At 45.6% G+C, this 14,190-nt stretch carries 11 protein-coding genes; 3 read left to right on the forward strand and 8 right to left on the reverse strand.

Annotated features, from left to right (window positions below; genetic code table 11):
- Positions 1 to 155: 155 nt before the first annotated feature.
- Positions 156 to 839, reverse strand: coding sequence for a DUF3334 family protein (locus AB6E78_RS17420; protein ID WP_008223007.1), 684 nt, complete (start codon positions 837 to 839; stop codon positions 156 to 158).
- 222 nt (positions 840 to 1,061) lie between these two features.
- Here AB6E78_RS17420 and AB6E78_RS17425 point away from each other — a divergent pair, with 222 nt between their 5' ends.
- Both AB6E78_RS17425 and AB6E78_RS17430 read left to right on the forward strand, forming a co-directional pair.
- Entirely contained in the window at positions 1,062 to 4,097 is a 3,036-nt protein-coding gene (locus tag AB6E78_RS17425) for an FAD-binding and (Fe-S)-binding domain-containing protein (protein WP_102320504.1), read from the forward strand.
- A gap of 66 nt (positions 4,098 to 4,163) precedes the next feature.
- Positions 4,164 to 4,625, forward strand: coding sequence for an isoprenylcysteine carboxylmethyltransferase family protein (locus AB6E78_RS17430; RefSeq protein ID WP_017066183.1), 462 nt, complete (start codon positions 4,164 to 4,166; stop codon positions 4,623 to 4,625).
- A 91-nt stretch (positions 4,626 to 4,716) separates the two neighbouring features.
- Here AB6E78_RS17430 and AB6E78_RS17435 read toward each other — a convergent pair whose 3' ends face one another.
- From AB6E78_RS17435 to hutC, 6 genes are all read right to left on the reverse strand, one after another.
- Positions 4,717 to 5,442 carry a DUF3581 domain-containing protein gene (locus tag AB6E78_RS17435; protein WP_017070238.1) on the reverse strand — a complete coding sequence of 242 codons (726 nt, stop codon included), beginning with the start codon at positions 5,440 to 5,442 and terminating at the stop codon, positions 4,717 to 4,719.
- 211 nt (positions 5,443 to 5,653) lie between these two features.
- Positions 5,654 to 7,186: a histidine ammonia-lyase gene (hutH, locus tag AB6E78_RS17440; RefSeq protein WP_017067090.1), complete on the reverse strand. Its 1,533-nt coding sequence runs from the start codon at positions 7,184 to 7,186 to the stop codon at positions 5,654 to 5,656.
- A gap of 14 nt (positions 7,187 to 7,200) precedes the next feature.
- Entirely contained in the window at positions 7,201 to 8,895 is a 1,695-nt protein-coding gene (gene hutU / locus AB6E78_RS17445; RefSeq protein WP_050635100.1) for a urocanate hydratase, read from the reverse strand.
- A 54-nt stretch (positions 8,896 to 8,949) separates the two neighbouring features.
- A complete protein-coding gene (hutG, locus tag AB6E78_RS17450) occupies positions 8,950 to 9,975 on the reverse strand; it encodes a formimidoylglutamase (protein ID WP_372133999.1) in 1,026 nt (341 codons plus the stop codon).
- Positions 9,962 to 11,206 (reverse strand): imidazolonepropionase, encoded by a 1,245-nt coding sequence (hutI, locus tag AB6E78_RS17455; protein ID WP_372134000.1) that lies wholly within the window; start codon positions 11,204 to 11,206, stop codon positions 9,962 to 9,964. The genes hutG and hutI overlap by 14 nt, the downstream gene beginning before the upstream one ends.
- Positions 11,207 to 11,319: 113 nt before the next feature.
- Positions 11,320 to 12,033 (reverse strand): histidine utilization repressor, encoded by a 714-nt coding sequence (gene hutC, locus AB6E78_RS17460; protein WP_372134001.1) that lies wholly within the window; start codon positions 12,031 to 12,033, stop codon positions 11,320 to 11,322.
- 181 nt (positions 12,034 to 12,214) lie between these two features.
- Between hutC and AB6E78_RS17465 the strand changes: the two genes are divergently transcribed.
- A complete protein-coding gene (locus AB6E78_RS17465) occupies positions 12,215 to 12,958 on the forward strand; it encodes a sporulation protein (RefSeq protein WP_016789246.1) in 744 nt (247 codons plus the stop codon).
- 118 nt (positions 12,959 to 13,076) lie between these two features.
- Here AB6E78_RS17465 and AB6E78_RS17470 read toward each other — a convergent pair whose 3' ends face one another.
- On the reverse strand, positions 13,077 to 14,060 hold the full coding sequence (locus AB6E78_RS17470; RefSeq protein WP_372134002.1) for a DUF3187 family protein: 984 nt from the start codon (positions 14,058 to 14,060) through the stop codon (positions 13,077 to 13,079).
- Positions 14,061 to 14,190 lie beyond the last annotated feature (130 nt).

Here is a 14,190-nt window from a genome sequence, read left to right on the forward strand (position 1 = left end):
GGCGGGTAACAGAAAGCAAAACTCACTCAGTGGGCGAGTTGGGTTCGTAACAATTAATTAAGCAAAACGGACTTTGGAGCATAAACAAAAACGCCATCAAGAAGATAGATGGCGTTAGTGACAGGGTTTTTGGTAATGACTAGAGCATTCGCAAACTAGATACCCAGTTCATCAAGCAGATCGGCTGCTGAATCATTGCCTGAGCTTTGTGTTGGCTTATTACCTTCCTGCATCTTTTTCTGAGTTGCTTCAAGAATGCTGTCTGGACACTCGTCTTCTGCAATCTCAAATTCTTCTAGTTGGATGAACTCTGTTTTGTCCATAGCCAGCTCAAGGTAGAAGATATTATTGTTTTCAGTTGAGAAGGTCACACGACGAGCCTGTGGGCGATCAAGGTTAGTATCAACAGAAAGGTTTACTTGCTTGTTCAGTGCCAGCATCTTCGGTTGGTTTTGAGTGATGTTGGTTTGCAGCTCTTTGCGGATCTTATTAGTGAAGTCACCAACTAGCTGGTTCATTAATTCACCTAGTACGTCACCCACTTCATCAGATGTATGCAGCACAGCCAGTTCATTTTCCGGCATGCCCATGTTACGCATGTAATTGGTGTAGATCTCTAATGCGGCTTTCGACGTAAAATTGATAACAACAAGACCAGAAAAGCCTCCGTCAAATAGAACGAAGCAGCCAAAATCTGGCTTTAGGCTTGTCTTATTGATCTTTTGAACCATGGCTGAATAGGACACCTGAGAAGCCGTTGCTGATGTAAGTACGCTTGAGACTGATTGGCATAGCTTAAGAAGAATATCTTCAGTGGTGACTGTTTTATTTTTTTTCATTGTGATGTGCTCGTGGAGATGTCTTAAACAAAATGTTATTCAATATTTTGTTACTGAATTAAGACGAAAGTGACTATTTCTCCATTCTTGCACTGAGATTCTGATTTGATCACCTTTTTATATGATCTTAATAGTAGTAAAGTGACGAAATTCAAAGAAAATTATTAAAAATCTCAGATAACCCAATGCTGATAGGATCAGCGAAGTAGGGGCAGGAAGCAAATGTTACCAAGACTTCAACTCAATGCTGATGTCGATCCAGTTGTTGTACGCTTTTTAGATGAACTAAAAACAGCGGGCTTTACTGGCGACATTGAATCTCAATATTCTAGCCGTTTGGCGGTCGCGACTGATAACAGTGTCTATCAGCAATTGCCGCAGGCGGTCATCCTTCCTAAAACAACGCAAGACGTTGTGCTTATCGGTAAAGTGGTTTCTAAATCCGCTTACGAACGCGTGACTTTTTCCCCTCGTGGCGGCGGTACCGGAACCAACGGACAATCTTTAACAAAAGGTGTCGTGGTTGACCTGTCGCGATACATGAATAAGGTTCTTGAGATTAACGAGAAAGAGGGCTGGGTAAGAGTTCAGTCTGGTGTCGTTAAAGATCAATTGAACGACGCTGTTCGCCCTTATGGTTACTTTTTCTCTCCAGACCTTTCTACCAGTAACCGAGCAACCTTGGGTGGCATGATCAATACCGATGCTTCGGGCCAAGGGTCATTGAAGTACGGCAAAACGTCTGACCATGTATTGTCGCTGCAAGCGGTGTTCGCAGATGGTTCATGTCTAGAATCTGATTTATCACACGGCTTACCTGTAGAGGGTGAATTCGCTCACCATGCACTTGCGGTGACAGAGGCGGTTTGTCGAGACAAACGCGCTCAAATCTTAGATAAATTCCCTCCGCTGAATCGCTTCTTAACAGGCTATGACCTAAAGAATGCAATCAACGAACAAGATGACAGCTTTGACCTAACTCGCGTTCTATGTGGCGCTGAAGGTTCTTTAGCATTCATCACGGAAGCAAAGTTAAACCTAACCAAGATTCCAAAAGCGCGCACACTGGTTAACGTGAAATACAACACGTTTGATTCTGCGCTGCGTAATGCGCCGTTCATGGTGGAAGCGAAAGCACTGTCTGTTGAAACGGTAGATTCAAGAGTATTGAACCTAGCGAAGCAAGACATCGTTTGGCACACCGTGAGCGATTTGCTGACTGATGTTCCGAACAAAGAGATGCTTGGCATCAACATGGTTGAGTTTGCAGGCCAAGATGAAGCGGAAGTTGAACAGCAAGTTCAAGCGCTGACTGCACGCCTTGAAACCATGGTTGAAAGCGAAGAAGCCGGCGTGATTGGTTTTCAAGTTTGTAGCGATTTGGCGAGCATTGGCCGAATCTACAACATGCGTAAGAAAGCAGTGGGTCTGCTAGGTGCGGCGAAAGGCCGAGCTAAGCCAGTCGCTTTTGCTGAAGATACTTGTGTACCACCAGAAAACCTCGCGGATTTCATCTCTGAATTTAGAGTGTTACTCGATTCAAAAGAGTTGAATTACGGCATGTTTGGTCACGTTGACGCGGGCGTATTACACGTTCGTCCAGCATTGGATCTGTGTGACCCGATGCAAGAAGCATTGATGCATGAAGTCTCTGATGAAGTGGTTAAGCTGGTGGCGAAATACGGCGGTTTAATGTGGGGCGAGCACGGTAAAGGTTTCCGTTCTGAGTATGGCCCAGACTTCTTTGGTGAAGAGCTGTTTACCGAATTAAGACGTATTAAAGCAGCATTCGACCCGCACAACAAGATGAACCCAGGCAAGATCTGTACGCCTTTAGAAAGTGACGCTGAATTGGTGAAAGTCACCGATACCAAGCGTGGTTTCTACGACCGTCAGATCGACGTACAAGTTCGTGACAGCTTCAAGCAAGCAATGGAATGTAACGGTAACGGCTTGTGTTTCAACTACGATACTAGCTCGCCAATGTGTCCTTCAATGAAAGTTACGGCTGACCGACGTCACTCACCCAAAGGCCGCGCAGGCTTGGTAAGAGAGTGGTTGCGTCAACTGACTGAACAAGGCGTTGATATTCTCGACCTTGAGCAAGAAGCGTTGAAAGACAACACACCCGTTAAGACTATGATTGAGCGTGTTCGCAATACGATGAACAAACGCCATGAGTACGATTTCTCGCATGAAGTTCATGAGGCGATGAACGGTTGTTTGGCGTGTAAAGCGTGTGCGAGTCAATGTCCGATCAAAGTCGATGTACCAAGTTTCCGTTCTCGATTCTTGAACATCTACTACTCGCGTTACCAGCGCCCTGCAAAAGATTATCTAGTTGCCAACATTGAAACCATGCTGCCGCTGATGGCGAAAGCGCCAAAAGTAGTCAACGCTGCATTGGGTCAAAAGTGGATCCAAACGGCAACAGCTAAAACGGTCGGTTATGTTGATGCACCATTGATGTCGGTGCCTACGCTCAAAAATCGTCTAGCGAGTAAAGAGCTGCAACTCTTCGATTTACAGTATTTAGAAGGCTTGTCTTCTGAACAGAAGAAACAGCATGTGCTGATCGTTCAAGACCCGTTTACCAGCTTCTATGATGCCGAGGTGATTGAAGACTTCGTCACTCTGGCTCAAAAACTTGGCAAAACTCCGGTACTGCTGCCGTTCAAGCCGAATGGTAAAGCGTTGCACATCAAGGGCTTCTTAAATCGTTTTGCACGTGAGGCGAAATCGACTTCGGATTTCTTGTCGATGGTGGCGGATATCGGAATTCCTTTGGTCGGTGTTGATCCTGCTCTTGTGCTTTGTTACCGCGATGAATACGTCGAGATCTTAGGTGACAAGCGCGGCGACTTTGATGTACTTACTGTGCATGAATGGTTAATGCCATCGCTAGGTGAGTTCGAAGCACGCTCAGCAAGTGAAGATATGTGGTACTTGTTTGCTCACTGTGCTGAGAAAACCAAAATGCCGAACGCTGAAAAAGAGTGGGGTACTATCTTCAAACACTTTGGGGCGGCGTTAACCAGCGTTCCTGTCGGCTGTTGTGGTATGGCGGGAACTTTCGGCCACGAAGTCGATAAGCTACAAATGTCGAAAGACATATATGGTTTAAGCTGGAAGCCTCAAATGCAGGACTTACCAAAAGATCGTTGCTTGGTGACGGGCTATTCTTGCCGCAGCCAAGTGAAGCGTTTTGAAGGTGAGAAGCTTGCTCACCCATTACAGGCGCTAGCAAAAATTCTCTAATACATTTAGCCCAGCAATTGCTGGGCTTTTTTCTAAACTAACAAAGGAATGTTAATAAGGAAAAGTATGAAATTTCTAGAATTAAAAGTACCACCAGTTGCACTGTTCATTATTGTATTCGTAGCATCATACTTCTGCGCTCAACAGTTGAGCCAAGGGACACTGGCATTGCCTTATGGAATGATTGTGTTAGGAATCGGAGTCACATTGAGTGGTGTGATCGGAATATCCGGCATATTGGAATTTCGAAAACAGAAAACCACCGTTAACCCGATCAAAGTAGAAACCGCTTCAGCCGTCGTGGACAGTGGAATTTTTGGCTACACGCGAAACCCAATGTACTTAGGGTTGTTCATCCTGCTATTTTGCTTTGGCTACTTCTTCCAGAATATCTTCAGTGTACTACTTAGCTTTGGCTTCGTAATCTACATGAATTACTTCCAAATCAAACCCGAAGAGCGAGCACTAGAACAATTATTCGGCGCAGAATATGTTGATTACAAACAAAAGGTTAGACGCTGGATTTAGTGATGATTTGAGTGCTGGCTTAGTAATCGAAATAAAAAAGCCCAGCTTGAGATTATCAAGCTGGGCTTTATTGATCTTGTTCTAGAGCTGATTAAGCAGCTGCTGTGAACTGAGCTAGAAACATCTCTTTGCGTTCGTTGAAGCGGTTTACTAGGTCGTCTACAGAAGCTTGGTCGTATGGCTTAAGGCCACTTGCTACCATACGCTTCACGCCTTTACCTACTACTTCGCCGTCTTCTTTGAAATCGAAGTTCAGGGTCACGATGCCACGTTTTCCTTCAACATCAAAAGTCGCGCCAGAGAATTCAACTTCTGGGTGAGACAGGTCTAGGCGAGTAAATTCAACTTCCATGCTCTCGTAAATCACTAGAGGACGTTGGCAGTTGATCATCATTTGTTGTTCTTCCATAAGAGGAACCATGATGTGTGGGAAGTTCATGCCAGAGAACTTAACGTAGTTTGTTACTACGTGCTCGATGAATGCTTGATCATGGCTCTTCTCACCTTCACAAGACATGTGTAGGTACTCTTTACCATTTGCATCGATAAGTGAGCTCTCTTTTTCACACTTGTTGTCAACGCTTAACGCAATACCGTTACCAACCATACCTGAAAAATCAAAACGCATTTTTTGGCTGATGCCTTCTTTCTGCAGAAGAACTGCAAACAAAAGATCGCCAGGCACGCAGAAGCGCTTGTTGTCTTCATCGTGAATTGGGTTGAAGTCAGCAGCTACTTTTTTAGCAAAGTGGCTAGCTTGTTCACGAGTGAATTGAAATTGATTGTCTTTAGTAGAAAAGTAAGGTGTCAGAAACATAGTATCGCTATTAGTCATCAAATCTGGGGTGGATTATAGCTAACTAACTTCGATCTAATGGTCTATCCAGTTAACTTTGCTTATATATCAGTCAATTAGATAAATACGTTGGATGGTATGTGACGATTTTGAGGGGAATAGGGGCTTGGATTCAATGCAACAAGGGCTAATCAATAGCCCCTGTTTATATGACGTGCTATTTCGCCAAACCTTAGAAGCTACACAGTAGGCCTTCTGGCATTAGATGGTTATGCACTGATAATTTGAGCAGTAGATTTGCTTGCTCGATATCAGGTGAGAAGTAACGGTCTTTGTCGTAGAAGCTGACTTTCTCGCGCAGTATCTGTTTTGCTTCTTCTACTCGAGGAGAAGAGAGATTTGGTGCTCTAAAATCCAAGCCTTGTGCTGCTGCTAAGTATTCAACGGCCAAGATGCCACGAGTGTTTTCTGCCATGTCACGCAGTCGACGACCCGCAAAGGTTGCCATAGACACATGATCTTCTTGGTTTGCCGATGTTGGAAGGCTGTCTACTGAAGCTGGGTGTGCCAGTGTTTTATTCTCGCTTGCCAGAGCAGCAGACGTTACTTGAGCAATCATAAAGCCCGAGTTCACGCCGCCGTTATCGACCAAGAAAGGTGGCAGCTTGCTTAGCGCGCTATCAATCAGCAGTGCCATTCTTCGTTCGGAAAGGCTACCAATTTCTGCAATCGCAAGTGCTAGATTATCCGCTGCCATTGCCACAGGTTCTGCGTGGAAGTTACCACCTGAAATAATGTCGCCGTCTTCAGCAAATACCAGTGGGTTATCCGATACCGAGTTCGCTTCAACGTTTAACGTTTCTGCTGAATTACGAATTTGCTGTAAACAGGCACCCATAACTTGAGGCTGACAACGTAGCGAGTAAGGGTCTTGAACCTTTTCACAGCAAGTGTGTGATTCACCAATCTCACTCTTTTGATCAAGCATATGGCGATAAGCAAGCGCGGCATCCATTTGACCACGATGACCACGAACACGATGAATTCGAGGGTCAAACGGGCGACGACTACCCAGTGCGGCTTCTACAGACATTGCACCACACACAGTCGCAGAAGCGAACAAGTCTTCTGCTGCGAACAGACCTTCTAATGCAAATGCTGTCGATGCTTGTGTGCCGTTTAACAGAGCTAAGCCTTCTTTCGGAGCAAGTGTGATTGGCTCTAAGCCTGCGATCTGCATTGCTTCTAAGCCGGTGATGATCTTGCCGTTGTGACGTGCTTGGCCTTCACCAAGCAGTACCGTACTCATGTGGGCGAGGGGAGCAAGATCTCCTGAAGCACCTACTGATCCTTTTTGTGGAACACATGGGTAAACCTGTGCGTTTACAAGATCGATAAGAGCGTTAATCACTTTGAGGCGGATACCCGAGTAACCGCGAGACAAGCTGTTAATCTTCAATACCATCATCAAACGCACGGTTTCATCAGACATAAATTTGCCAATGCCCGCTGCGTGAGAAAGTACGATGCTTTTCTGTAGAACTTCAAGATCTTCAGGCGCAATTTTGGTATTTGCTAACAAGCCAAAACCCGTATTGATGCCATACACAGTACGATCTTCAGCAATCACTTGCTCGACAACCTGCATGCTTGCTTCAATATCAGGGATTGCTGCAGGATCCAGAGATAGGTTCACAGGGCTACGGCTGATTTTACGAAGTTCAGATAGGCCAAGAAGTCCTGGTTTAAGTAATAAGTTCAACATGTTCTCTCCAGACATTAAAGGCGACGAAGTTCTTCGTTTAGCATAGGTAAATCAAGTTTCTGCTCTTTAGCACACTGCTTAGCAATATCGTAACCCGCATCTGCATGACGCATAACGCCGGTTGCTGGGTCATTATGAAGTACGCGAGCAATACGCTGTGATGCATCTTCACTACCGTCACAACAAATCACCATGCCTGAGTGTTGCGAGAAGCCCATACCAACGCCACCACCGTGGTGCAGAGAAACCCAAGTTGCGCCGCCAGCTGTGTTCAGAAGGGCATTCAATAGAGGCCAATCTGATACTGCATCTGATCCATCCATCATGCCTTCTGTTTCGCGGTTCGGGCTTGCTACTGAGCCTGAATCTAGGTGGTCACGACCGATAACAACCGGTGCTTTCAGTTCGCCATTTTTGACCATTTCATTGAATGCTTGGCCTAAACGTTCACGATCTTTCAATCCAACCCAACAGATACGCGCTGGTAGGCCTTGGAACTGAATGCGTTCACGCGCCATATCTAGCCAGTTATGCAGATGTGGGTTGTCTGGAATCAGTTCTTTTACTTTTTGGTCTGTTTTGTAGATGTCTTCTGGGTCACCAGACAACGCAGCCCAACGGAAAGGACCAATACCTTCGCAGAATAAAGGTCGAATATAAGCCGGAACGAAACCTGGGAAATCAAACGCGTTTTCTACGCCTTCTTCCAGTGCCATTTGGCGAATGTTATTACCGTAATCCACGGTCGCTGCGCCGCGGTATTGCAGGTCTAGCATCGCTTGTACTTGAATCGCCATCGATTGTTTCGCGGCTTTCACCACTTTTGCTTCATCAATGGTGCGCTCTTGTGCGGCTTTCTCCATTGTCCAACCTTGCGGCAAGTAGCCGTTAAGAGGATCGTGGGCAGATGTTTGGTCAGTCACCACGTCAGGTGTGATATTGCGTTCAACTAACTCTGGGAATACGTCTGCGGCATTACCTAATAAACCAACTGATATAGGTGTATCTGACTCTTTAATCATTGCCATTGCTTCATCTAAGCTGGTGGCTTTTTTGTCTACATAGCCAGTACGTAAGCGGTAGTCGATTCGTGATTCATCACACTCCACGGCGATCATTGAGAAGCCAGCCATCGTTGCAGCAAGAGGTTGAGCACCGCCCATGCCACCAAGGCCACCTGTGAGTACCCATTTACCTTTTGCTTCGCCTTGGAAGTGCTTCTTGGCAATCGCGACAAATGTTTCATAAGTACCTTGAACGATGCCTTGTGAGCCTATGTAGATCCAGCTACCTGCGGTCATTTGGCCGTACATCATCAAGCCTTCTTTATCGAGCTCGTTGAAGTGTTCCCAGTTCGCCCAGTGTGGAACAAGGTTCGAGTTAGCAATTAGTACGCGAGGTGCGTTTTTATGAGTCGGGAACACGCCTACAGGTTTACCTGATTGAACAAGTAACGTTTGGTCGTCTTCTAAACGCTCTAATACTTCCACAATCTTGTCATAACATTTCCAATCACGCGCAGCGCGACCAATACCGCCATACACAACCAGTGCATGTGGGTGTTCTGCCACATCAGGGTCTAGGTTATTCATCAGCATACGCAGTGGTGCTTCTGTTAACCAAGATTTAGCGCGCAAAGTGGTGCCATGAGGTGCGCGAATTTCGCGAGTCGTGTCGAGACGAGGGTCACTGTTGTGGTGTTCCGTCATTTTGGAATTCCTTCTGTTTCACGTTATATCGTTGTAGTTGTAGTTATAGCTGGATTAGTCGCCTGCCATTGCACTGGCAATGTCCCAACACAAACGAGCCGCCAATCGAGCCGTTTGGCTATCGATGTCGTAGTCTGGGTTGTATTCCGCAATGTCCGCGATAATGAGTTTTTCACTGTGTTTGAAAATCTGTTCTAGAAAAGGAGCGAGTGCTTCATAGCTCACGCCTCTTGCCGCTGGTGCACTGACGCCCGGCGCTGTCGCTGCTGGAAATACGTCAAGGTCGATAGTGAGATAGAGGTAATCACACTCAGCGATGAATTTTTGTAACTTAACCAGTTGAGCGACTTGGTTCACTTGGGTCATGTTGCGGTCGTGTTCATACCACACACCAAGTCGGTCGGCTTTGTTGAAAAGTGCTTTGGTATTGCTGGCGGCACTTACACCGAGACACGCGTAATGAAATGGCCACTGATGTGTGTGGCAGTATTCGCTAATCTGATTAAAGGGTGTGCCTGAGCTTGGTTTGACGTCAGCGATGTCGCTTTCAAATTCACGAAGATCAAAGTGAGCATCAAAGTTAACGATACCTATCTTAGGTTTGTGATCTGATTGAGTTCTGTGAAGATGCTCAGCTAGGCCTTGGAAAGAAGCCCAAGCGACTTCGTGACCGCCGCCAAGGGTAATCACTTTGTTGGTTGATAGCGCATTGGCAATCACAGAAGCACACTGTTTTTGGCTGACTTCCAATTGACCATCATTGCACTCGATATCACCAAGATCCGCGATGTATGCGTCACTGTGCCAAGCCATATTAGCTAACGCTTGGCGAATCAAATTAGGTGCTTGTTTTGCGCCAACACGTCCTTTATTTCTTGCAACACCGGCATCGCTGGCAAAGCCAACCAAGGCAACAGCGTTGTCAGTAAGCCCTTCATTTAAAACATTACTTTGTACTTGCGTGGTAATGTGATGAACACGAGTACCGAGCTCGCCATCTTCAAGGTCATTACGCCCCGTCCACACAAAGTTGTGAGTGGTGGATACTGTATTAGTGCAGCTGGATTTAGATTGAGTCATGACAGACCTCGCCATTAACAATGCGCTTATCCAGGTGAGGAACACCAACTTGATAGCTTAAGTCGGCAGGGTGCTCGATATTCCAGATAGCCAAATCAGCAGAGTAACCTACTTCAATTTTGCCTCTGTTTTGCGACTCGCCAATGGCAGCGGCTGCATGGCAAGTTACCCCACGTAATGCTTCTTCTGGGGTTGTGCCAAATAGGGTGCAGCTCATGTTCATCATCAGTGTTAAATCAGCAAAAGGAGAAGTGCCGGGGTTTAAGTCGGTCGCGATTGCCATTGGGATGTTGTGCTCACGAAGTAGGGCAATGGGCGGCTGCTGTGTCTCTTTCAAAAAGTAGAAAGCACCTGGTAATAATGTGGCGACTGTTCCTGATTTAGCCAGTGCTTTTACTCCTGTTTCATCAAGGTATTCAACATGGTCGACAGAGAGTGCACCGTATTTAGCTGCGAGCGCACTGCCGCCCATGTTAGAAAGCTGCTCTGTGTGGCCTTTGATCGCTAGCCCATGTTCTTTAGCAGCCGCAAATACACGATCGGTTTGTTCTAGGTTGAAGCCGATCGATTCGCAGAATACGTCGACCGTGTCAGCTAGTCCTTGCTCTGCGGCTTTAGGGATGATCTCTTGGCATACCAGATCAACGTAACGATCTGGCTGTTCTTTATATTCTGGTGGTACAGCATGTGCTGCAAGGAGTGTGGTGGTGATTTTAATACGACGGTGGTTTTCTAAGGCTTTAGCAGCACGTAACATCTTAAGCTCGTCATCAAGTGTTAAACCATAGCCAGACTTTACTTCAACGCTGGTGACACCACTTCTTAGCAGGCCGTCTAATCTAGGCAGCGCCATCTCAACCAGTTCGGCTTCTTGTGCGGCTCGTGTCGCCGTTACCGTCGCTAAAATACCACCGCCTTGTTTGGCGATGTCGGTGTAGGAGACACCATTTAACCGTTGTTCAAATTCATTGGCACGATTACCTGCAAACACCAGATGAGTGTGGCAATCAATCAGTCCTGGTGTGACGAGCTTGTTTTTGCAGTCGTAGATGATGTGATCAACAGAGCGGCTAGCACTCGCCGTTTCACAATGAAGTGACTCATCGCTTGAGTGTGACAGGAATACGATCTTACCGTTCTCGATAACGATATCTTGCGGGGAAGAAGGTTGATAACCGTCAGCTCCCGAGCTCATCGAGACCACTCGTGCGTTTTTGAGGATCAAATTCATAATCACCTAGATCTTTGCTAAACATTAAATGTATATACAAATAAATAGGCTAAACGCTGACCCGAATCAAGTTGATGTTGCAAAAATGTGATCGGCGATCAGGATGATGTTCTTTAATCTAGAAGTATCTTGGAGCTTAATTTGTACTTAGAGCCAGGATGGTAGAGCAATGCAAAGCTGATGAGGCGTTCTTTGCTCCATGTTCTTCTATTCAAAAGAAGGCAAGGCTCTGATTCAGATAGCTTTAGTGACGTTCTGATTTGAGAGTCTGGAATAATGGCTTCAACCGTATGCTCTATAGCACTCAACGGGCAGTTTTTTGAAAGGTATTCGTTGGGCGTAGAGGTTGAAAAGTCTTGCTCTAGGTATTTTGGTGCGGCTTGAGAGTTCACCCAGCGCGCTTCCAATTGAATCGGCGCGTTGTCCGCAAAGTGGATGATTTCACTATAGAATACTTCGGCATTGATCATTACACCTAACCGTGTGGCGGTGCTTTCATCAGCCTTGATACTATCGTGCTTGATAACTTGACTAGCATACGTTTGGCCTCGGTCTTTGATCTCTTGCGCTATGTTGTTGATATCAAGCAACGGAGATTGCGCTTTTTCGTCTGGTTCACAAACAAAAGTACCCAGCCTTGGTTTCCTGATTAGCTTACCTTCAGACACCAGATCTCGAATGGCTTTATTGACCGTCATTCGACTCACATTGAACTGCTCGGTAAGTTCGAGTTCTGTGGTGATTTGGTAACCCACCGGCCAATGACCACTGCTGATCTTGTCATCTATGAACTGTTTTATCTGAAGGTAGAGCGGCGCTTTCGACATAATGAAACCTTATTTGACTATACAAATAGAGTAACGGAATTTTTCACGATTTCAACATTTCCTCGGGCAATGTGACCTTATTCAACATAGATGGGGCAAATTGCTTGATTCTGTGAGGCAAGTGTCGCAAATTGTCACGCAATAACTATTCGTAAATCAGATAATTAGAAAGGGAAATAATATGTTTAAGAAATTAAAGGCCTCGTTGGGCATCGGTGCAGCAAAGGTTGATACTGTCTTAGATAATATTGAAGTTTTCCAAGGTGGGGAGTTGTCTGGCAATGTTCACATTGTTGGTGGTGACGTTGAGCAACAAATCGACCTAATCAACTTGGTTCTCAACACAGAAGTAAAAGTAGAAACGGAAGATAGCACCAGCTACGAAACCTTTTCACTGGGTCGTATTCAAGCCGTTGAGCCTTTCGTGATCCAACCAGGTGAAACCAAATTGGTGCCATTCCGTCTTAAGTTAAATGATGAAACGCCAGTCACCGCGTTGAACGCACAAATGAACCAATGCCATGTGTGGGTTGAAACCAACCTAGATATCGGCTTCGCGATTGATCCTAAAGACCGTGATTTCATTTCCGTTCATCCACTGCCAACAGTCGCTAAAATTATCCAAGGTGTGGAAGCATCGGGCATGGCAATGGTGAAAGCAGACGTAGAGAAGGGCTTCTTAAAAGGCAACAGCTTTGCTTCTCGTTCGGGCTGTTACCAAGAGATTGAGTTTCGCAGCGGCGGCTTCATGAATAATAAAGAGATCGAGCTGTCATTCATCGTTGAAGGTTCAATGGTTCACTGCCTAGCAGAAATCGACCGCTCAATGAGCTTCCGCGGCGACCAATACATCTCATTCAGCTTACCTGCTAATGCGGCCGACTCAGACATTCGCAACGCTGTATCAAGAATCATGAGTGCGTAGTTCCCTCTCTGTTAGCAGTCGCTCTGTCTATTAATTAATAGAGACAATACAACTTTTCAAGCCGAACTTAACCATTCGGCTTTTTTGATTCTACTATCTGCCCCGTCCTGAAATGGGTTTACCACTGGTGCCGATAGGCCAATTGAAAAGCAACATCGGTGGAGTTGTCCATATTGAAAATGTTCTCGATTATGGATATCTCAATTGCCGAGCGTTGCATGAGATAGCGATAGCCAAACATCATTTCATTCGCGGCTTCTGAAAACTCAGTTTCACCGTATTCTGCGCCTTCATACCAACGATATTCTAGGTGTAACTCATGATTTTCAAATAGCGTGAGTTGATATCCTCCCATCCATGACCATGTCGTTTTTTTATGTGAAAAGCTATTCTCCACTTCTCTACTGGACTGATTCGCTAATCCTAAGCTTGTATAGAAGGTATTGATGTCGAGTTGGTATGCATAATTGAGTTGAGCGCTTTGTTCGGTGCTGTTTCCCTTAAATGCACCGTGGCTGACTTTGTTATGATAAAGGGAGACGCCAAAAGATAAGCCATGGTTTTCTATATCTATGATCTGATATTGGGTGTAGAGCGTGAAAGCGCTAGTCAATGTGTCGCCGGAGAAGTCTCGATTATTGACGCCATGGTCTGGTGCATAGATGTCGAATTGGTGTCTCTCTTTCTGATCTCGACCTGCTTGGTCGATGCTAAATAGGTCGTGAAAGTTAATGGTGATTTTGTCGAGATGATTATTGGCGGCGTATAACCAGCGGTAATTGAGCTCTACTTGCCACGCTGTAGTCAATTGCCATCGCAGGCCTGTTTGAAGTTGGTTTTGATAATAGTCTAAGTGATAGTCGTGGGAGTTAGCCCAGATACTCGCAGCAGTTAAGGCTGTAAATACTTCAACCTTATTCTCTTCAAGAGGGAAGCCTGAACGGAGCGACGGGGTCAGGCGAACCGACTGCAGTGGTGCTTGGGTATAACTGATTAAGGGGCCGTAATCTTTGTTGGCCCAAGCCGCTGGAGTGTAAATAGCAGCAGTTATGATTAACGGCAAAGAGGGTATTAACGATATAAAAGTAGCCTGTCTCTCCATATGCACCTCATCCGTATTCCGTCACTTATCTATAGCTTAGTTCGAAAGGTGAGTTTTAAAAGTAGAGAGATGAAGAGGCTTTGTTGCGTAATTAAATTTAAAGATAGAACTACCCCGTTTCGCGTATTTC

It is taken from the genome of Vibrio sp. 10N.247.310.98 (assembly GCF_041467395.1).
Taxonomy (GTDB): domain Bacteria; phylum Pseudomonadota; class Gammaproteobacteria; order Enterobacterales; family Vibrionaceae; genus Vibrio; species Vibrio crassostreae_C.